Genomic DNA, 19,796 nt, shown 5'->3' on the forward strand with positions numbered 1-19,796 from the left:
ATGTGGCGGCAACTTCGACCGATCGCACTTGTTGCGGTCCTTGGCTTTGCCAGCCCGGCCGGCGCGGTCGAGGGCACGCGGGCGTTCTTTCCGGCGCTCGACGCCGAGCGCGGTCGGCTTGTCATCAACGGCGCGACCGACATCGAGGCGATGGAGCCGCTGATCCGCGATTTTCAGGAGACGGCGCGCGATGTCGCCATCGATTATACGGACTACGTGACCAACGATCTCTATCGGGACGCCGACATCGCCTGCCGATTGAAGCAGCCTTTCGGTGATCTCCTGCTGTCTTCGTCCGTCGATCAGTTGGTGAAGCTTGCAAACGACGGCTGTGCGCTCGCGCATGTCTCGCCGGAAACCCGCGACGTGCCGGCCTGGGCGAACTGGCGTGACGAGGTCTTCGGCTTTACCTTCGAGCCCTCCGTCATGGTCTACCACAAGGATTTCGTGCCGCCGGAGGATGTGCCGCACACCCATGGAGAGCTCACCGACCTGCTGCGCTTCAAACCGGACTATTATCGCGGCCGCATCGGCACCTACGACCTGCGCCAGTCCGGCATCGGCTATCTGCTCGCCTTCCTCGATGCCCAGCAAGCCTCGACGACCTACGGCCGTCTGCTCGAAAGCCTCAGCCGCGCCGAAGCCGTGCTGCGCTGCTGCAACAATGCGGTGTTGTCTGAACTCGACAGCGGCAACGTCTATATCGGCTACAACATCCTCGGCTCCTACGCCTATGCCGCGGCGCGACGTAACGGCAAGCTCAGGATCGTGCTGCCGCGCGACTACACGCTGATCCTCAGCCGCGGCGCCCTGGTTCCGACGGGCGCCAAGCGCCCCGAGCTTGCCGGTCGCTTCCTCGATTATCTGCTGTCCGAACGAGGACAGGACGTGGCACGGGAGAAAGCGTTTTTCTTCTCGCGGAGCGGCGCACTGCCGGCCGAGGTCGACGGACCCGAAAAACTGGTGGAGTCCGGGATCGGCCGGCCGATCCGGATCGGCCCGGCCTTGCTTGCCGCGCAGGACCGGCTGCAGCGCTCTCGGTTCATTGACGACTGGACCAAGCTGATCGTCGATACCCCGGTTCGGCTGCGCCCGAATTGAAGGGCGCTGTCTGCGGTCAAAGCAGGCGCCGGGATCGCGCGCGGCCTATCGCTCGCCCTTGCGCCAGGCGCACAGTGCGTGGTCGAGCGACAGCGTGCCGGGACCGGAGGCCATCAGCGCGAGCGCCATGGCAGCCCAGGTGATGTGGATGGGCCAGCCGTCCGGTACGGTCAGCTGCACAACAATTGTCATGACCAGCAGCCCGAGGGCGGCAAAACGCGTTCCCAGGCCGAAGACAAGCAAGATGGGAAGAATGATTTCCGCCGAACCGGCGGCAAAGGCCGTCACGGCGGGAGCCGGATAGGGATAGGGGCCGCCGGGTAGATGCAGCCGGAATTCCGAGCTGAACAGCAGGACCGCCACGTCGTTCAATTGCAGGAACCCGTCCCACTTGCTCATGCCTGACCGAAAGAAGGGAACGGCAAGGCCGAAGCGCAGGACAAGCTGGGAGAGCCAGAGCGGCGCGAGCGCGCCGACGGCTCGGTTCGCCCGACGGGTCCATTGCGACAGATCGGCTGTATGGCCGTTTTGCGAAAATCTGGATGCGGACATCATGGTTTCATCCTCCGTGATGAGTTGCCGTAAAGGCCCCCGCTTCGAGCGCGGTGGCGATTGCGGCTGCGAGATCAAGCGTGGGGCATTGCGTGGCAGCATCCGCGGCAGCCGCGGCGAGGGGGATGCCTGCCAGCAGCCGCGAAAGCAGAAGATCGGCGCCGGGCGCGAGACGGCGAACGATGACCTCCAGGTCAGGGCGGGTGATCAGCGCGCTCTCCGCATCAGCCGTTTCGATTCGTCCGACCGGCCCGCTCTCGCGGTTGACGGCAAAGATCGTGACGGCCGGATAATCGGAACGGACAAGCCTGGTCGCCGGATGCGGATCGAAGACGACGCCGCCGAGCTGCTCGGGCGCAATCAGGGAAAGTGCAGAAGGCGGAAGCGCCGGGGCGTCGGCGGCGTGATAGGCGTCGAGCCAGGCCCGTTCGATCCTTGCTACATCGGCAAGCCATGGCATGGATTGGGCATACTCGTAGCGGGCAATGAAACCCGGAAAGTCGCGGCCATATTCGAAGAGCAGCGGCGAGACTGGCGGTGTTTCGCGCACGTGAAAGCGGGCCATGGCGCGAAAGAAAGCTTCGCCGGTAATGCGTTCGGTCGCCGGGAAGGTCGCCGCCAGCGCTTCGATCAGGCTGACGGTGACGTTGTTGCGGTAGACATTGAAGCGCTTCACCGCCGCCTTGCCGTTCGGGCCGGCGACCAGAGCCGGCGTCGGCCGGTCAGGTGCGAGCAGCGGCGGCACGAAACCGGCGGCATAATTGCCGATGCGGTTAAGAAGCATGGGGAGCAACCCGTCAGGCGCGGACACGGATCTTCTCCCGCGATATCCGCTGCCCGTAGGCATCGAGGATCGTCTGCGCCGCCGTGGCCTCACGTTTCAAGACCGGCCAGTCCGGAATGGCGCTGTCCCACTCGATCAGCGTCGGGATGGCGCCGACGCGGGCGATGACGATGTCGTAGAGTTTCCAGACGGCGTCGGCCACCGGGCCGTCATGGCTGTCGATCAGGAGCAGGTCGCCTTCGTCGTCCTGCTGCTCCGCATGCCCGGCAAGGTGGATTTCTCCGACATGTTCAAGTGGGAAGTCATCGAGATAGGCAAGCGCCGAATAGCTCTTGTTGGTGGCGGAAACGAAGACATTGTTGATGTCGAGCAGCAGCCCGCAGCCGGTGCGCTTCACCAGTTCGCGGATGAACGCCGTCTCGCTCATCGTCGAATCTTGGAAGGTGACGTAGGTCGACGGGTTTTCGAGAAGCAGCCGGCGGCCGATCGCGTCCTGAACCTCGTCGATATGATCGGATACGCGGGCAACGGTCGCCTCGGTGTAGGGCAGCGGCAAGAGATCGTTGTAGAAGGTGGTCTCGTGGGTCGACCAGGCGAGATGCTCGGAGACGAGGGCCGGTTCATAGCGGTCGACCAGTGCCTTGAACCGCCCCAGGTGCGCTCTGTCGAGCGGCTGTGGGCCGCCGATCGACATGCAGACACCATGCAGAGACACCGGAAAATCCTGGCGAATGCGGGCGAGCGCCGCATGCGGCGGTCCGCCGGCACCCATGTAGTTCTCCGCATGAATTTCGAAGAAGCCGCCGCAGGCATCATCGGCAAGGATCGCCTGGAGGTGCTGATGCTTGAAGCTCGTTCCGGCGAGCCCGGCGATTTCGTGTTTCGGCAGGTGAGGACCTACCGGGGCAAGTCTGCTGCCGTCGTCCGTTGATGTGCGCATTGCCAATCCCGTCATAATCCTGAGACCCTGGATGGCGGGTGGGAACGTCCCTGGACCGCTACCCCTTGAAAACCGAGGCGGAACGGGACGCGATCGCCCCGCGTCCCGTTCCTGAATTGCGATCGATCAGGACGGCATGTCGCGCGAAAGCGCCTCGGGCGAACCCATGCGGCCGTCGGGCAGCTTCATCGTCGTGCAGGTGCCGCCGTCGACGAATTTCCAGGCATTGCCCTGATAGTCGACGGTGGATGTTGCCTGGCACGTCGTGCCCGGGCCGGCGGCGCAATCGTTCTGGCCCTTGAGCGCGACGCCGAAGCATTTCTCCTTGCCGGCATCCATGGCGGACTTGACCTGCGCTTCAGTCAGTGGGCTCGCAATCGCGAGCGACGACAGGGCGGCGGCGACCGCGCTTGCCAGCATTGCGCTGCTGATCGTGGACTTCATGGACATCATATTATCTCCGTGTTGAACTGTTCCCGTGCGTCCTGTCTGAGGCGCACATCGGCTCTTTCGCCGCGGCGACACCGGGCGTTACATAACGTTGGCAACACGCTTTCGTGATGGGCTCGCGAGGTCGGTCTGAGCAGACAGCGGCCGCGAATTTGAGATAGCCGTGTAACAAACGCCGGGAATCGGCGAATGGGGAGGAAAGGCGCGGGTGAGCGGCGCGGACGACGAACATCTCGCAAGACTTCTCCGCGCGGCCGCGGCCGGCGACGAAAAAGCCTATGCCGACTTCCTGCGGGACGCAGCGCAGGCGATCCGTGGCTGGGCCCGACGTTGGACCATCGGCGGAGGCGTCGATGCTGAGGACGTCGTGCAGGAGGCGCTGCTGGCAGCGCACGTCAAGCGTCACACCTGGCGGGAGGATGCGCCGGTCATCCCGTGGCTGCATGCCATTGCCAGGCACAAATACGTCGATGCCGTGCGTCGTCAGGCTCGCCGCCCGACGGTCGGCATCGAGGGGCTTGAAGACACGCTGGCAAGCGTCGAGACGGAAAAGGCCAGGGATTGGGAAATCGGCCGAGCGCTGGAAGGGCTGGCACCTGGGCAGCGCTCAGTGGTCAACGCGATTTCGATCGAGGGTTTCACGGTGGCTGAGACGGCGCAGAAACTGGACATGAATGAAACGGCGGTTCGGGTGGCGCTTCACCGCGGCCTTGCTGCAATCGCCCGCCGATTTGGACGAAACTGACCATGGACACGAACGACCTCATCAAGGCTCTCGCAGCGGACAATCGGCGACCCGGCCTGCCGATGAACACCGTATGGTCCGGCGTCGCCATCGGTGCACTCGTCCTTGCCGGTGTCGTGTTCTCGATCCTGCTCGGACCGCGGCCGGATATCGCCGCTGCCGCCGAGACGGTGCGGTTCCTGTTCAAATTCGTGGTCACGATCGCGCTCGCCGCGGCCGCTTTTGCGGCCATGCGCGTTGCCGCATGGCCCGACGCGGATCCGCGCAAGCTGGTGCCCTACCTTGCCGTCGCGCCGGCGCTCGTTGTCGGCGGTGTGTTGCTCGAGCTTCTTGCAGTGCCATCCGGTAGCTGGGTGACGAAACTCGTTGGAACCAACTATTTGGTCTGCATGACCTTCATTCCGCTGATCGGCCTTGCGCCCTTGGCGTTGTTCCTTCTCGCACTGCGCCATGGCGCCCCGTCGCGTCCCGGGCTTGCAGGCGCCCTGGCAGGGCTCGCGGCCGGCGGCATCGCCGCGACCTTCTACGCGGCCCACTGCCCGGACGATTCACCGCTTTTCGTCGCGACCTGGTACACGATCGCGGTCCTCATGCTGACGGTGCTTGGGGCGTTGGGCGGCCGCTGGGCGCTTCGCTGGTAGGGCCGGCCATATGAGCCTTCGCCGGCGTTCAAAACAAAAAAGGCCGGCAATGCCGACCTTTTCCCGCTCGCTGCGTCACACTGCCAGTACATCCGTGGTCAGCGTTTGCGCGCGAACTACGCCCGGAGCCTTCGGTTGATCATGTCAGTCAGGCTCCACGGGCAATTTCCTGATGCCTATGTGTGGTGCCGCACCAAAGGTTTCAAGCCCCTAGCAAGAGATCGTCGCGGGCTTCCATCGCTTCGGCCCTTACACTAGCAATGAATGCTGACGCCGTGTTCGCGCAGTAGGGAGACGAGACGCTCCTCCGGCAATTCATTGGTTACCAGCGCATCGATATCGGCAAGCGAAGCCAGGCGCACCAGCGCACGCCGGCCAAACTTGCTGCTGTCGACGGCGAGGATCACCCGCTCGGCCTGGCGCATCGCGGCCGAGACGGCGGCGACTTCGGCATGGTCGTCGTCGCCGATATCGCCGTCCTGATCGATGCCGCTGACCGAGATGATGGCGACGTCGAATTTGAACTTGCGGATATAGTCGGCGGTCTCCTCGCGAAACACGCCGGCATCCACTTGCCGCACGAAGCCGCCGGGCACCGCGACGGCAAAGCTGCTGCTTTCGCTGAGCGTGGTTGCGACGCGCAGACTGTAGGTGACGACACGAAGATCGCGGCGCTTGAGCAGACCGCGCGCCACCGCTTCGCAGGTCGTGCCGGTGTCGAGGAAGACGGCAGCGCCGTCGGCAACAAGCTCGGCGGTCAGTTGCCCGATGCGTTCCTTCACCTCCGCGTTGTCGATGCGCCGCTGGCGGTAGATGTTGGGATCAACCGGGGTCGCAATGGTCGCTCCGCCGTGCAGGCGCCGCACCTTGCCCTCCTGTTCGAGCGCCATGATATCGCGCCGTGCCGTCTGCGTGGTGACGCCGAACAGGCCGGTGATCTCCTCGATCGAGATATAGTGGTTCTTCTCGAGGTGGCTGAGAAGTTGCGCCTGCCGGCGCGTCTTCTTGTCCCCATCCGCAATATCCCGATCGTCCATCACCCTCATCCTGATTGCCCCTCAGCACGCTTTGCTACCATAGGGCTGACGCCGATCTCCAAGGAAATCAGCGCAGCACCTATGGGCCGCGTGAAATTTTATGGCGCCCCATGAAATGTTGTAAAACTGACATTTGACTCGCTTAATGTCCGTAATCGTACATTTCAGTGAACTCTTCCGCTCATCAACATCATCGCCATGAAGGTCTTGTGACGGAGCGTGTTCGCATCGCGACATTGGAGCAAGATATGAGACAACGTGGACACCACCTCCGCGGGGTGCGGGCTTTTGCGCGCCTCACGCAACCGTTGCGCCTGGCGACGGCGATCCTTCTGTGCGGAACGAGCCTGACGCTCTCGGCGGCCGAGGCGCGCGCCGCCGACGACAGCATGAAGATCCTGACGCTCAACACCTGGCTGGACCGCTTCAAGGCCAACCCGAGCGTGATGTCGGACTTCTTCATAAAGGGAAACTACGACGTCCTGACCTTCCAGGAGTTTCGCGCCAACAGCACCTACGCCCGTGACATCCCGGGCATCCTGAAGAATGCGGGCCTTGGCACCTACGCGACGCGTCAGGACAGCGATACCGGCGTGTTCTCGCGTCTCCCCGGCACCTTCGGCGCCAGCACGCTCGGCGACATCGTGACCTATACGGTGGTCGACCCTACCGTCAGCAAGCCGCAGGTGGTCGTCGGCACCACGCACCTCAACTATTACGACCCGCCGACGACCCGCATCAACGAAGCCAAGGGCATCAACCAGTGGGCCAAGTCCGAGACGCGGCCCATCATCCTCACCGGTGATTTCAATGCCGGCGACGTCTCGGAGCGCGGCCTGCATTCTGTCAGCCAGCAGGAATTGCTGCTGAAAACCTACGTCAAGAACCCGACCAACAGCTTCTACATGAGCCTGCTGCGCGACTATGCAAAAGACCAGCAGAAGCTGGACGCCTATATCGCCGAGTGGAAGGGCAAGGGTGCTTCGGCGATCAACGCCTCGACGGTTCCCTCTGGCCTCTTTGCCGACGAGATGTATCCGGTTGCCGGCAACCTGCCGCAGACGATGAACATCCTGAAGAAGCAGTTCCAGATCTTGCAGCTTCCAAACGAGCGCGAGCAGTTCTCGCCGCATGGCTTGAACGACGGCAGTGTCACCTGGCCGTCGCACGGCGAAGACGCCACCAACACCTGGGCAAGCTGGCACCGGGTCAAGATCGATCACTTCCTGGCGTCGCGTCCCTTCGGCAAGTGGTGGACGCTGGCCGACGATCCGAAGGATCCCTATTCGGGCGTCATCACCGACGTCAGCTACGTGACCAATCCGGATGGATCGAAGACGCCGCTTTCGGACCACGAGCCGGTTGCGCACACGGTGCGCTGGGTCGGTCCGGTGCTGCAGAACTACACGGATCCGGCGACAGCGACGGCCAGGACCCGGATCGTCTGGGGCGATGAAGCATCGACCTTCGCCGAGAAGGGCAAGGTCTTCAACCTTAGCCGCAACAACATGCGCAACGACGTCTATCTCGGCCAGATCGCCGACGAGAACGGCCTGCCAATTCTGGCCGGTCTGACCGACCAGGAGAAGAAGACGCTGCTTGATTGCAAGAGCAGCGATCCGCGCTTCCAGCAGGCGATCCGCGACTATTGCATCGACGATCATTCGTTCATCGGCGAAACGCTGGTGACCGACGGAGGTACCGTTGTGGTCGAAGAGGACGCTGCGCTTGGCAGCGCTGCGGCCAAGCTGAGGCTCGATGGCGGGGCCCTCAGGATCGCCGGTCGCGACATGCATCAGATCGACCGCGATATCGTTCTCGAAGGTGCCGGTGGCGCGCTCGACGTGGCGGACGCCGCCAACGTGGTTGCCGTCAACAAGGCGATCAGCGGCAGCGGCGGTCTCACCAAGCTCGGCCCCGGCGCGCTCGTGCTTAACGGCCAGAACACCTATACCGGCGCGACCGTGGTCAAGTCCGGCCTGCTTTCGGTGCAAGTGTCGATCGCCTCGTCTTCAGGGCTCACCATCGAAAAGGACGGCGCCATCGGCGGCATCGGGACGTTCGGCAGCATCACGATTGCCGACGGCGGCGTGATTGCCCCCGGCAATTCGATCGGCACGCTCAACGTTGCCGGAGATATCAATTTTGCAGCGGGCTCGACCTATGAGGTCGAGGCCAACGACAAGGGCGAGAGCGACAAGATCGTCGCGTCAGGCAAGGCGACGCTCAACGGCGGCTCTGTCCTGGCGCTCGCAGCCAATGGCAGCTATGCGCCGCAGACCAACTACACGATCCTGACGGCGGCCGGCGGCGTGACCGGTACCTTTGCCGACGTCGCATCGAGCCTCGTCTTCCTCGATCCGACGCTCGGCTACGACGCCAACAACGTGACGCTGACACTCAGCCGCAACGACATCCGCTTCGCGGATGTCACGGAAACCGCCAACCAGCGGGCAACGGCGATCGCCGCAGAAAGCCTCGGCTTCTCCAATGCAGCCTATTCGGCGCTCACCAACCTCGACCGCGCGCAGGCGCGTTTTGCCTTCGACCAGCTCTCGGGTGAAATCTATGCCTCGACCAAGGGTATGCTGCTGCAAGACGGCCTGCTCCTGAACGCTGCAGCCACCAACCGCATCCGCACGGCTTTCGGCGATGACAGCACCAAGGCGACGCCAGTGCTCGCCTATGGCGAAGGCGGCATCGAAAGCGTTGCGGCAGATACCGAGCGCTTCGCCTTCTGGAGCCAGGCCTTCGGCACTTGGGGCGATACGGATGGCAACGGCAATGCGGCGGGCTTCCAGCGTAACGTCGGCGGCTTTCTCATGGGCGCCGATGGCCTCGTCGGCGACAACTGGCGCGCCGGCCTCTTCGGCGGCTACAGCCGCTCGTCCTTCGATGTGGTCGACCGTCGTTCCTCCGGGGACAGCGACAACTACCACATCGGTGCCTATGCCGGGACCGGGCTTGGCGCGCTGTCGCTGACAGCGGGTGCGACCTATAGCTGGCATCGCATCGAAACGGCGCGCAGCGTGTCCTTCGGCGGTTTCGACGACAGCCTGTCGGCGGCCTATGACGCCCGCACCGCCCAGATCTTCGGCGAGGCGAGCTATGCCGCGAGTGCCAGTCGCTTCGATTTCGAAGGCTTCGCCAATCTCGCCTATCTCAACCTCGACACGGACAGTTTCCGTGAAAAGGGCGGGGCAGCGGCGCTCGCCGGCCGCTCGAACAACAACGACACGACCTTCACGACGATTGGCGTGCGCACCTCGACCGACGTTTCTTTCGGCGAAACGGCGGCAGTTCTGAGCGGCACCGTCGGCTGGCGCCATGCCTTCGGCGATGTCGTGCCGACCTCCACGCTTGCCTTTGCCGGCGGCCAGGGCTTTACCGTCGGCGGTGCGCCGATTGCCCGGGATGCGGCACTCGTCGAAGCGGGCATCGACTTCAAAATCGCTCCGGCCGCGACCTTCGGCGTCAACTACACCGGCCAGATCGCCTCAGGCGTTTCCGACCACGGCGTCAACGCCAAGCTGAAGGTGAGTTTCTGAGGCGGCAGCACATCGCTCTGAACATCGAACGCCGCGCATGGTTTCCATGCGCGGCGTTTCTTGTGGTTGGTTGCGGCGGCCTTGTCGATCAGATCCAGACGGTCCTTCCTGCGCCATCGCAGCCAAGGGCGCGTAGGATGTTGAGGGGCACGTCGAGCATGGTCTCGCGACCCGCGGTCAGAAGGAACGAGGCGGTCTGCGGCTCGCGATAGGCAAGAATCTCGTCGCGCGAGGCGGCGGTGTAGATGCCGCGCAGGGCCCTGAGGCAACCGCTATGGGTGACGACGACATGGCGGCGGCCGCGGTCGAGCGTGTCGAGCCAGGCCTGAAGGCGCGCTGAAAGCGCAGTCCGGCTTTCGCCGCCCGGCATCGAATAGTCGAACGGGTCGGCGCTGTGCGCATCGTACTGATCGGCAAGATCGCGCTCGATCTCGTCATGGGCCAGCCCCTCCCAGGCGCCATAGGAGCGTTCGGCAAGGGCAGCCGCCTCGGCAAAACGATCGAAGGGGATCGACCAGGTGTCGGCGAGGATCGATGCGGTCTGGCGGGCGCGGCCGAGCGGGCTCACCCAGAAGGTCAGGGTCTTTTCCTCGTCGGCGATCCGTTCGGCAAGGCGCAGGCCGACGGCGAGTGCCTGGCGCACGCCATTGGCGGTCAGCGGCGTGTCCTTGCGGCCCTGCAGGCGGCCGGCGACGTTCCATTGGGTTTCGCCGTGGCGGATGAGGATGAGGCTTGGGAGATCTCTTTTCATGCGGAACTCGGGTGTCAGCGATCTGGCGCTGCTTGAAATGGGAAAGCTGGCGCCCGCCGGCGAGACCGGCGGACGCGCGTCGTATGCTCTAGTGGGCGAGCCATTGCGCCGACGACGGCTTGAGGCCGAGCGTCGTCGTCGCGCCGGGTTCGAGAAGCGCGTCGCCGGAATGGAACGGCGCGTCGATCAGCACCGTCGCCGCCCCAATCCTGACACCATAGCGCACGGTCGCGCCCAGGAACTCGCGATGCGCGATGATGCCCTCGAGCGCGACGGCGCCGGGCTCGAGGCTGCCGATCGTCGCATATTGCGGCCGGAAGACGAGCTTGGCGCCTGCGGGGACCTCGGTCCCCGCAGGGATCGGGATGGAGCCGCCGCCCACGACCTCGAAGCTTCTGGCAGCGCCGATGCCGGCCACCTTGCCGTCGAGGATGTTGGCCGTGCCGAGGAAGTTGGCGACGAAGAGGTTGGCCGGCTTCTCGTAGAGCCCCATCGGCGTTCCCACCTGCTGGATGCTGCCCTCGTTGAAGACGGCGATCCGGTCGCAGACCGTGTTGGCCTCTTCCTGGTCGTGGGTGACGAAGATCGTCGTCAGTTGCAGCCGCTGCTGCAACTCGCGCAGCTCGCGCCTGACTTCGACACGCATCTTGGCGTCGAGGTTGGACAGCGGCTCGTCGAGCAACAGCACCTTCGGTTCGATCGCGATGGTGCGGGCGAGCGCCACGCGCTGCTGCTGGCCGCCGGAAAGTTGCGACGGGCGGCGATCAGCGAGGTGCTTGAGGCCGACGAGGTCCAGCGCCGCCTTGACCCGACGGTCGACCTCGGCGCGTGGCAGGCGCCGTTCTTCAAGGCCGAAGGCGACATTGGCGGCGACCGTCATGTGCGGCCAGAGCGCGTAGGACTGGAAGACCATGCCGATGTCGCGCTTCCATGCGGGCATGTCGAGCACGTCCTGTCCGCCAATCACGACCTTGCCCTGACGGGCGTTGTTGAAGCCGGCGATCAACCGCAAAAGCGTGGTCTTGCCGCAGCCGGACGGGCCGAGAAAGGCGAAGAATTCCCCCGGCTGTATTTCGAGATTGATGTTCTTCAGGACGTGCAGCGCGCCGTAGTAGAGATTGACGTCGCTGATGCTGATCGCCTTGGCGGGGCCGGCGGCGAGTGCGGCGCTGTTGATGTTCACTGTCATTGTTTCCTCCCGAATTACTTTGCCGTCCCGAGCGCCTTCTGGCGGCGCTCGATGACGTAGTGGGACAGGAGCGTGCAGAGCGCGACCATGATCACGGCGATGACGCCGAGGGCTGCGCCCGGACCGCGACCGGCCGGCGATTGCATGAAGACGTAGAGCCCGTAGGCGATCGGCGCGTCCGAGTTGCTCTGGATCAGCATCAGCGTTGCCGAGAGCTCGACGGCGGCCGTCGAGAAGCTGGTGACGAAGCCGGCAAGCAGGCCGCCGGTCATCAGCGGCAAGACGATGCGGCGGATGGTCCGCTGCTTGGTGGCGCCGAGGTTTTCAGCCGCTTCTTCGAGCGATTCCGACACCTGTTGCAGGGCGGCGTAGCAGGCCCTCAGCGCATAAGGCAGGCGGCGGATGGCAAGCGCCAAAACCACCATGACCCAGAGCGTTGCAAGCGGTGTACCGTCGAGCAGCGTGATGCCGTAGAAGGTCCGGAGATAGCCGATGCCGAGCACGACGCCGGGGATGGCGAGCGCTGCGGTGGCCGCCCAATCGAGCCAGCGGCGGCCGACGACCTTGGTGCGCAGCACCAGATAGGCGATGGCGCCGCCGATGACGACGTCGATCAGGCCCGCAAGGCTGGCGTAGATCAGCGTGTTCTTGATGTAGAGCGAACTCTCGCCGAAAACCCGGCCGTAGTGCGCGACGGTGTAGGCATCGGGCAGCGGGCTGAACGACCATACGGTTGCGAAAGACAGCAGCAACAGGCCGATGTGTGGCGAGAGCACCAGGAGAAGGATCAGAGCGACGACGCCATAGGCGATGACGCTTTCGCCGCGGCTGAGCTTGCGCCTGGAAAGGCCGCCGCCGCCACGCTGCACGGTCGAATAGTCCTTGCCGCGCATGGCGACCGCCGAAAGCCACATGGCGAAGATCGATACCGCGATGAGGATCACCGAGATGACGTAGCCCATCGGGTCGGTGAGGCCGACGGAGGTGACGCGGAGATAGGCCTGCGGCGCCAGCATGTCCTTAACGTTGAGGAGCAGCGGTGTCGCCAGATCGTCGAAGACCTTGACGAAGACGAGCGACGCGCCGGCGAGATAGCCGGGCATGGCAAGCGGAAAGACGATGCGACGGAAGAGCCGGAAGCCGGAGGAGCCGAGGTTCTGGGCAGCTTCCTCCATCGACCGGTCGATATTGCGCAGGCTGGTCGACAGGTTGATCAGGATGAAGGGGAAATAGTGCAGCGACTGCACGAAGATGACGCCGTTCAGCCCCTCCATGAAGGGGATGCGGATGCCGAACCAGTCGTTGAGAAGCAGGTTCACCGTGCCGTTGCGGCCGAAGAGAAGCTGCATCGCCACCGCGCCGACGAAGGGCGGCATGATCAGGGGCACGAAGCCGAGCGTCTGGATGATGAGCGAGCCGCGGAAGTCGAAGCGGGTCGTGAGCACCGCGAGCGGCAGCGCAATGGCGCTCGCCCAGACGACCGACATGCCGGACACATAGACCGAATTGAAGAAGGACCGGCGGAAGAGGTCGGTGTTGAAGAAGTCGATGAAGTTGACGATGGTCAGCGCACCGGTGCCCTTCTCGGTGAAGGCGGTGTAGATGACAGTGCCGGCGGGGATGACCAGGAAGATCGCCAGGAACAGGGCGATCACCGAGACTGCCAGGATCTGGCCTGGTTTGGCCGCGGCGGGCCTGATGGGAACGGAAGCGACGAGCGCCATGGGGCAGACTCCGGAGTGAGTTCGGCCAACGGGCGCGCGCAAGGCGCGCCAGGGTCGGCGAAGCTATGATGTTTTGGGAGCATGACCGCCCGCCAGTTGGGCAGGCGGTCGCTGTCGCGCGTTAGTCGACGAGGTTCAGGGCTTCTTCAGCCTTGGCCTTGGCGGCGGCATATTTCTCCGTCGCGAACGCGGCCCACTTCTGCTCCAGTTCCGCCTGGCGTGCGGTCTTCTCTTCGCCGCCGGTAAAGGCGTCGCGCGTTTCTTTGCTGGCTGCCTCCTCCGCCGTGATCGGCATGGCGGCAGCCAGGGCCTTGGCTTCGTCAAGAAGCGCGCGGGCCGCCGGCTGTTCGTTAGCAGCGAGCGCCTTTTCGGCCGCATGGATCGCCTGGGTGGCGCCCTTCAGGTTTTCGAGCTGGAAGGAGATGAGCTGGTCGAACAGCGTGTCGACGACATCCGTGCGCTTCTTCGAGACGTCGCTGTCAAAGGTGATCATCGACTGGAAGCGCGGATCCTTGAAGGGGTTCGGGAAGCCTTCGGGCGCCTTGGCGTAGAGCGCCGGGTTGATCGGCAGGCGACGGATCGCCGGCTCGAGCAGGACTTCCTGGCCCTTCTCCGACAGGATGTAGTTGACGAAGGCCTCGGCGCCGGCCTGGTTCGGGGCATTGGCGACAATGCCGATATTGGCCGGCACGACCGTCGTGACCGACGGATAGGCGAAGCTCACCGGGAAGCCGCTCGCCTGGGCCGAGAAGGCGAAGAAGTCGATGACGATGCCGATGCCGGTCTGGCCGGAGTTGACGGCGTCCGGAACGCCGAAGGAGCGCTCGGTCACCTGCTGCAGGTTGCCGCCGATGCCCTTGAGCGTGCCCCAGCCCTTGTCCCAGCCTTCGCCCTGCAGGATCGTCTCGATCGTCAGGTGGGTGGTGCCGGAGCGCGACGGGGCGGCGATGGCGACGTGGTCAAAGTATTCCGGCTTGGCGAGGTCGCCCCATTCGGCCGGCTTCGGCAGGTTGTTGGCTTCCAGGTAGCGGTCGTTCGACATGATGCCGTAGCCCGACGCGGCAAAGCCGAAGTAGAAGCCGTCCGGATCGTTGACCGGATAGGAGCCGACCTTTTCGGGCAGTCCCGTCACCGACGGGGTGAACTTCGCCAGCAGTTCCTTGCTCTTCAGGCTGTCGAAGGCGTCAGGCGCCGACGCCCAGAACAGGTCGACCTGGTTGTTGACCTTGGTCTCGTCGATGTATTTCACGCCCGAGCTGGTGCTCTTGTTCTGGACGTCGAGGGTAAAGCCGGGATTGGCGGCCTCGAAGCCCGCCTTGAACGGATCGGTCACGTCCTTGGAGAACGAAGTGACGATCGTCACCTTGCCACCGTCCTGGGCGTGGGCCGTCACGATAAAGGCAGCCGACATCAGCATCGCTGCTGCGATGGTTTTCAACATAGGTATCTCCTCCCAATAGACCGCCAGTGCTTGGCGGCTGTCCTATTGAGAGCAAGGCCCGTGCCAGATCGAAAAACCCCGCAAAACCAGCCAGTTTCACGTCGGGATGGGTAAGAAGGGTAACATCGGGGCGGGCGAGGCGGGGTCAAAAGGGTAACATTACCCCTCGTCGCCATCGGCCCGGGCGTCGATGTCGAACTTGCGCATCTTCAGATAGAGCGTCTTGCGGGAAATGCCGAGCGCATCGGCGGTCGCACCCACGCGGCCCTCATGTCTGGCGAGACTGTTGATGATGATGGTCCGCTCCAGCCGGTCCATCTGCGCTTCCAACGTCTCGCCGCCTGCGGTCGTGGCTTCGCTGTCTGGGCGCTCTTCGAGCCCGAGCACGAAGCGTTCCGCGACATTGCGCAGTTCACGCACGTTGCCGGGCCAGGGCCGGGCGTTGAGATCGGCCAGCAGATCGACGCCGACCGGCGGCGCAGTGCGCCCCTGGCGCTTTGCGGCAAGGCTGAGGAAGTGCTGGAACAGGAGGCCGACATCGCCCTTGCGGCGCGCGAGCGGCGGCAGTTCGACCCGGGCGATGTCGAGGCGGTAGGCGAGGTCTTCGCGGAATTCTCCCCGCCGCGCGGCATCGTGCAGGTCGGCTTTCGTTGCCGCCACCACACAGATGTTGACCGGCAGTTCGACGTTCGATCCGAGCCGTTCGATGACGCGCTCCTGCAGGACGCGTAGCAGCCGCACCTGGGCTGCGATCGGCATGGACTCGATCTCGTCGAGAAACAGCGTGCCGCCATCGGCATATTCGATCTTGCCGATGCGCTTTTCGCGCGCGCCGGTAAAGGCGCCGGCCTCATGGCCGAAAAGCTCGGATTCGAGCATGGTCTCGGGGATGGCGCCGCAGTTGACGGCGACGAAACGGCCCTTGCGGCCGCTGAAATCGTGCAGCGCCCTTGCGGTCACTTCCTTGCCGGTGCCGGTATCGCCGATGATCAGCACGTCGGCGCTGGCGGCAGCGATGCGCTGCAGCTTTTCGCGCAGCGCCACCATCGGCGCCGAATGGCCGATCAGCCGCGTCTCCCAGCCGTCCTTGTCGACGGAGAGGCGCAGCCGCCGATTTTCCAGCAGCAGGCGACGGTGATCGCGGGCCCGGCGCACGGTTTCGATCAGGTGCACCGGATCGGCTGGCTTCTCCAGGAAATCCCAGGCGCCTTCGCGCATTGCACGTAGCGCCATCGGGATATCGCCATGTCCGGACATCAGCACGATCGGGATATCGGGATCGATCTTGCGCACGGCGGCGACCAGGTCGAAGCCGTCATGATCGGGCATGCGCACATCCGAGACGATCACGGTGTCGCTGTCGGCGCGAAGGCCGGCGAGCGCCGAGACGACGGAACCGTGCGGGGAGACTGTGAAATCCTCCAGTTCCAACACCTGGCAGCAGGCCTCAAGCACGCTGGCGTCGTCGTCTATCAGGATGATGTCCGCTTCCGGTCTCATTCCGGGCCTTTCAGGGATACGAGGAATCGTGTGCCGGCCGGGCCGGTGTCGAGGATCGTGATGTCGCCGCCAAAATCCTTGACGATGTTGTAGGAGATCGACAGGCCGAGACCGAGCCCCGAGCCTACCGGCTTGGTGGTGAAGAAGGGATCGAACACGGCTGGCAGGTTTTCCGTGGCGATGCCGTGCCCGGTATCGTCGACGATCAGCCGGGCGACGCCGCCGGTGACTTCAACGCTGACGCTCACGCGCCGAAGTGGCTGGCCAGCGACGGCGTCGAGCGCGTTGCCGACGAGATTGACGGCGACTTGCTCGAGCCGGACCGGTTCGGCCATGACCATGGCTGAACTGTCCTGCGGCAACGAAAGATCGAGGGCGACGTTCTCCTCCTCGAAACGGTGTTCGAGCAGGCTGAGGGCGTCCCGCACCGCCGCGGTGAGATCGACCGGCCGCAGCTGCGCGTCCGGCCGCCGGGCAAAGCGGCGGATATGGCTGATCTGGTCTGCCATGCGTCCCGTCAGCCCCTTCATCTTGTCGAGGTTGTTGACGGCCTGCTCGCCCTTGCCGCGGCCGATTAGAGTGGCGGCGCTGTGAATATGGGCGCGAAGGGCGGCTAGAGGCTGATTGAGTTCGTGGCCGATGCCGGCCGCCATCTGGCCGAGGGCCGCAAGCTTTGCCGACTGGATCAGCTCGTCGCGGGTCTGGCGAAAGAGGGTGAGCGCACGCGAGAGGTCGCCGAGTTCGTCGGCCTCGGGCGGCGGGATCGCCGTGGAGTGCCGGCCCCCGCTGATCGCGCCGGCGGCCGTCGCCAGCAGGCGGATACGGGCAATGAGGTTGCGGTGGACGTAGAAATAGCCGATCGCGCTTGCGACGAGCACCGAGAGAATGGCGATCGCGACCAGCAGGCTTCGCCCGGTCTCGATTGCCGCAGCCGCGCGCCGGGCGGCGTCCCCGGCGCTTGCCTCGATCGCGATCACTTCCGTTTCGATCTTGCGGCCAAGCTCCTCGACGAGCCGGCCGTTTTCGCCGGCAAGTTCGGCAAGTGTGCTGGCCTGCAGCATTTCCGAGCGCTTGCGATTGGGTATGCCCGTCGAGGCGTTGGACTGGTCGAGAATGCGCCCGGCAAGCTGCCGAACGGTGATGCTGTCGGGCCAGCTGTCGAGCGAGCGGATGCGGCTTGCCAGTTCGTCGGCGCTGTCGCCGAGAAAGGCGTTGGTCTCCTGCATTTCCTCTTCGGTCGTGGCGTTGACCAGCCGACCGATCAGGCCTGTCGCAAGGTTCGCCTGGGAGACGACGGTCAGCAGCGCTTCGCTCTTCTGCTGTTCGGCGAGTGCGGCCGCACCCTGACCCTTGCGGGTCTCCGCTTCGATGTTGAAGCGGATGTCGTCGACCAACGGATCGGCTTCTTCCAGAAGATCGGCCTGGACCCAGCGCAACTCGTCGATGTCCGACCGCATCGCCTCGCGCAGCGTGAAGCGCTTGCCCGCGGCAAGGTCGATCTTTTTCAGATTGGTGCCGATGGCCTCGGCGAGCGGCAGCAGCGCCGCCGTGCTCGACTGCGCCGTGTTTTCTTCGAGCAGGGCGCGAAGGGTCTGGAGGCGCGTCGCGTAGACGGCGCGGATCTCGTTGTACTCGGCGCGGCTTTCGGCGCCGGCAAGTACCGACGTCACGGAGCCGATGTCGGCCCCGGCCTTGGAGAGTCGCGACGCGAAGGCGAGCTGCGGCATCTGCTCATCCGCCATGCGCGACAGTTCGCCCGACAGCCGCTCGTAGGAAAGCCAACCGACCAGGCAGGCGCCGACAGCGAGCCCGACGATCGCGACAAAGGCCAGCACGAGGCGGGCGCCGATGCCGAAGCGCCAGCGCGGCTGCTGTGCGGTCGTTTCGAGAACCGCCATCGTCACTGCCGCCACGGATGGAGATTGACGGGACCGCCAGATCGCGCCGCCGAGGACAGCAGCTGCTCCGCCTCGTTGAGGTTCTGTTCGATCAGTGCGCGCAGGCGGCTCGCGAGTTCTGCGTGGGCAGGGGAGCGGGCGACGCCGCGGGGCCATTCGCCTTGCAGGGCCTCAGCAACATTGGCGACTTCGCTTGCCGAAAGCGGAGGCTGACCCAACAGCCGCCGCGCCCGAGCCAGCATGCTCAGCCGTTGCGCATCTTCGATGTTCATCGCCTCCAGATCCGCAGCCCTCTTCCACAGGCGGGCAAGGGTTGCCCGGCGGCGCACGATATAGTCGTCGAAAATCAGATTGACGAGGCCATATCTGCGCGCCGACAGGGCGGCGTCGAAGCCGCCGGATTTCAGCAGGCGCTCGCCGTCTTCCTGCGGCAGCAGGCCGCTGTTGAGCGCCGGATTGACGGGAATACGGGCGATTGCCGGCGACAGCAGGAGTTTCTGGCCAGCCTCCGAAAGCACGAAATCGACGAAGCGTTCGGCTCCCGGCACGTTGCGCGCCCGGGACAGAATGCCGATGCTTGCCGGCACGAACACGGTGTCGGGCGGCAGGACGAAGACATTGCCGGCGCCGGCGAAATCCGGCGAGGTGGCGAGGAAATCGATGGTGATGCCGATGCTGAAGCGCCGCTGCGCCACGCCGGAAGCAACCCCGAAGCTGCGGGCGGTAACCGTTGAGAGATTGCCGCCGAGCTGCGACAGCATCGCCCAGCCTTTCTCCCAGCCGTAGGTTTGCAGCAAGGCTTCGACGATCAGGTGCGTCGTGCCCGAGCGGGAAGGCGTGGTGATGCCGATCTGGCCGGAATAGACGGGGTTCAGCAGATCCTGCCAGTCCTCCGGCACGGGTAGTTTGCTCCGGGCGAGATGGGCGGGATTGTAGACGAAGCCGTAGCCCGACAGCGCGAAGCCCAGATAGTAGCCCTGTGGGTCGTTTACGGGATAACCGAAGACATGATCCGGTGCGCCGGTGTTGCGTGGCGCGATCGGGCGCAGGCTTCCGTTGCGTTTCAAGAGCTCGAAGGCATCGGCCGCCGAGGCCCAGAAGATGTCGGCCGGCACGTCCGCCTTCTCAATGACGAAGCGGCTGGCGCTCGCCGTGTTGCGCTGCACGATCGTCACCCGCATGTCGGCATTGGCGCGTTCGAAAGCGGCGCGAAAGGGCTCGAAGAAGGAGGGCGGGTAGGAGGTGACCACCACGAGTTCCTGCTTCTCGACAGCACGCGCGGGCCCCGCAAACGCCATGAAGCCAAGGATGATCAGCGGCAGCAGGGCCGCGACGATATCGAACCGGAACCTTGTCAATTCACTCCCACCGCGCATCGCCGTCCGGTCATTGCCGGTGCCGGTTGTCGCGGACCCTCCCCAAGATGCCGCCGTTTCGTGCATGCACGGTCGGCGATCGCGGCGTACTCTGCTACGAAGAGCCCACCGCCGTAAAC

16 protein-coding genes are annotated in these 19,796 nt (G+C 64.6%); 4 read left to right on the forward strand and 12 right to left on the reverse strand.

Going from position 1 to position 19,796, the window contains the following annotated elements; genetic code table 11:
• Positions 1 to 1,101, forward strand: coding sequence for an ABC transporter substrate-binding protein (locus BLU15_RS25230; protein WP_090299127.1), 1,101 nt, complete (start codon positions 1 to 3; stop codon positions 1,099 to 1,101).
• A 45-nt stretch (positions 1,102 to 1,146) separates the two neighbouring features.
• On the opposite strand, the gene BLU15_RS25235 is transcribed toward BLU15_RS25230, so the two are convergent.
• The 4 genes from BLU15_RS25235 to BLU15_RS25250 all read right to left on the reverse strand — a co-directional run bounded on the left by BLU15_RS25235 (position 1,147) and on the right by BLU15_RS25250 (position 3,827).
• A complete protein-coding gene (locus BLU15_RS25235) occupies positions 1,147 to 1,656 on the reverse strand; it encodes a DoxX family protein (protein WP_371590044.1) in 510 nt (169 codons plus the stop codon).
• Between the two features lie 4 nt (positions 1,657 to 1,660).
• Positions 1,661 to 2,437 (reverse strand): HvfC/BufC N-terminal domain-containing protein, encoded by a 777-nt coding sequence (locus BLU15_RS25240; protein WP_090299130.1) that lies wholly within the window; start codon positions 2,435 to 2,437, stop codon positions 1,661 to 1,663.
• A 13-nt stretch (positions 2,438 to 2,450) separates the two neighbouring features.
• Complete coding sequence (locus tag BLU15_RS25245; RefSeq protein WP_090299133.1) at positions 2,451 to 3,377, reverse strand: MNIO family bufferin maturase; 927 nt, start codon at positions 3,375 to 3,377, stop codon at positions 2,451 to 2,453.
• Positions 3,378 to 3,503: 126 nt separating this feature from the next.
• Positions 3,504 to 3,827 carry a BufA1 family periplasmic bufferin-type metallophore gene (locus BLU15_RS25250; RefSeq protein WP_176960351.1) on the reverse strand — a complete coding sequence of 108 codons (324 nt, stop codon included), beginning with the start codon at positions 3,825 to 3,827 and terminating at the stop codon, positions 3,504 to 3,506.
• A 208-nt stretch (positions 3,828 to 4,035) separates the two neighbouring features.
• Here BLU15_RS25250 and BLU15_RS25255 point away from each other — a divergent pair, with 208 nt between their 5' ends.
• The gene (locus tag BLU15_RS25255) at positions 4,036 to 4,572 is read left to right on the forward strand and encodes a sigma-70 family RNA polymerase sigma factor (protein ID WP_090299139.1); all 537 of its coding nucleotides are present in this window, start codon (positions 4,036 to 4,038) and stop codon (positions 4,570 to 4,572) included.
• A gap of 2 nt (positions 4,573 to 4,574) precedes the next feature.
• The gene (locus BLU15_RS25260) at positions 4,575 to 5,213 is read left to right on the forward strand and encodes an NrsF family protein (protein WP_090299142.1); all 639 of its coding nucleotides are present in this window, start codon (positions 4,575 to 4,577) and stop codon (positions 5,211 to 5,213) included.
• 254 nt (positions 5,214 to 5,467) lie between these two features.
• Here the strand turns inward: BLU15_RS25260 and BLU15_RS25265 are convergent, their stop codons facing one another.
• Positions 5,468 to 6,250 carry a DeoR/GlpR family DNA-binding transcription regulator gene (locus tag BLU15_RS25265; RefSeq protein WP_371273763.1) on the reverse strand — a complete coding sequence of 261 codons (783 nt, stop codon included), beginning with the start codon at positions 6,248 to 6,250 and terminating at the stop codon, positions 5,468 to 5,470.
• A gap of 248 nt (positions 6,251 to 6,498) precedes the next feature.
• Between BLU15_RS25265 and BLU15_RS25270 the strand changes: the two genes are divergently transcribed.
• The gene (locus BLU15_RS25270; protein WP_090299145.1) at positions 6,499 to 9,798 is read left to right on the forward strand and encodes an autotransporter domain-containing protein; all 3,300 of its coding nucleotides are present in this window, start codon (positions 6,499 to 6,501) and stop codon (positions 9,796 to 9,798) included.
• Between the two features lie 88 nt (positions 9,799 to 9,886).
• Here the strand turns inward: BLU15_RS25270 and BLU15_RS25275 are convergent, their stop codons facing one another.
• The 7 genes from BLU15_RS25275 to BLU15_RS25305 form a co-directional block, all read right to left on the reverse strand.
• The gene (locus tag BLU15_RS25275) at positions 9,887 to 10,549 is read right to left on the reverse strand and encodes a histidine phosphatase family protein (protein WP_060606209.1); all 663 of its coding nucleotides are present in this window, start codon (positions 10,547 to 10,549) and stop codon (positions 9,887 to 9,889) included.
• A gap of 88 nt (positions 10,550 to 10,637) precedes the next feature.
• A complete protein-coding gene (locus BLU15_RS25280; protein WP_060606212.1) occupies positions 10,638 to 11,738 on the reverse strand; it encodes an ABC transporter ATP-binding protein in 1,101 nt (366 codons plus the stop codon).
• Positions 11,739 to 11,752: 14 nt separating this feature from the next.
• Positions 11,753 to 13,462, reverse strand: coding sequence for an ABC transporter permease (locus tag BLU15_RS25285; RefSeq protein ID WP_090299148.1), 1,710 nt, complete (start codon positions 13,460 to 13,462; stop codon positions 11,753 to 11,755).
• A 121-nt stretch (positions 13,463 to 13,583) separates the two neighbouring features.
• A complete protein-coding gene (locus tag BLU15_RS25290; protein ID WP_060643977.1) occupies positions 13,584 to 14,903 on the reverse strand; it encodes an ABC transporter substrate-binding protein in 1,320 nt (439 codons plus the stop codon).
• Between the two features lie 159 nt (positions 14,904 to 15,062).
• Complete coding sequence (locus tag BLU15_RS25295) at positions 15,063 to 16,403, reverse strand: sigma-54-dependent transcriptional regulator (RefSeq protein ID WP_090299151.1); 1,341 nt, start codon at positions 16,401 to 16,403, stop codon at positions 15,063 to 15,065.
• A complete protein-coding gene (locus tag BLU15_RS25300; protein WP_090299154.1) occupies positions 16,400 to 18,301 on the reverse strand; it encodes an ATP-binding protein in 1,902 nt (633 codons plus the stop codon). The genes BLU15_RS25295 and BLU15_RS25300 overlap by 4 nt, the downstream gene beginning before the upstream one ends.
• Before the next feature lie 2 nt (positions 18,302 to 18,303).
• The gene (locus BLU15_RS25305; protein WP_060529140.1) at positions 18,304 to 19,659 is read right to left on the reverse strand and encodes an ABC transporter substrate-binding protein; all 1,356 of its coding nucleotides are present in this window, start codon (positions 19,657 to 19,659) and stop codon (positions 18,304 to 18,306) included.
• Between the last annotated feature and the right edge of the window lie 137 nt (positions 19,660 to 19,796).

The sequence above is a fragment of the Ensifer sp. YR511 genome (assembly GCF_900103045.1).
GTDB lineage: Bacteria > Pseudomonadota > Alphaproteobacteria > Rhizobiales > Rhizobiaceae > Ensifer > Ensifer adhaerens.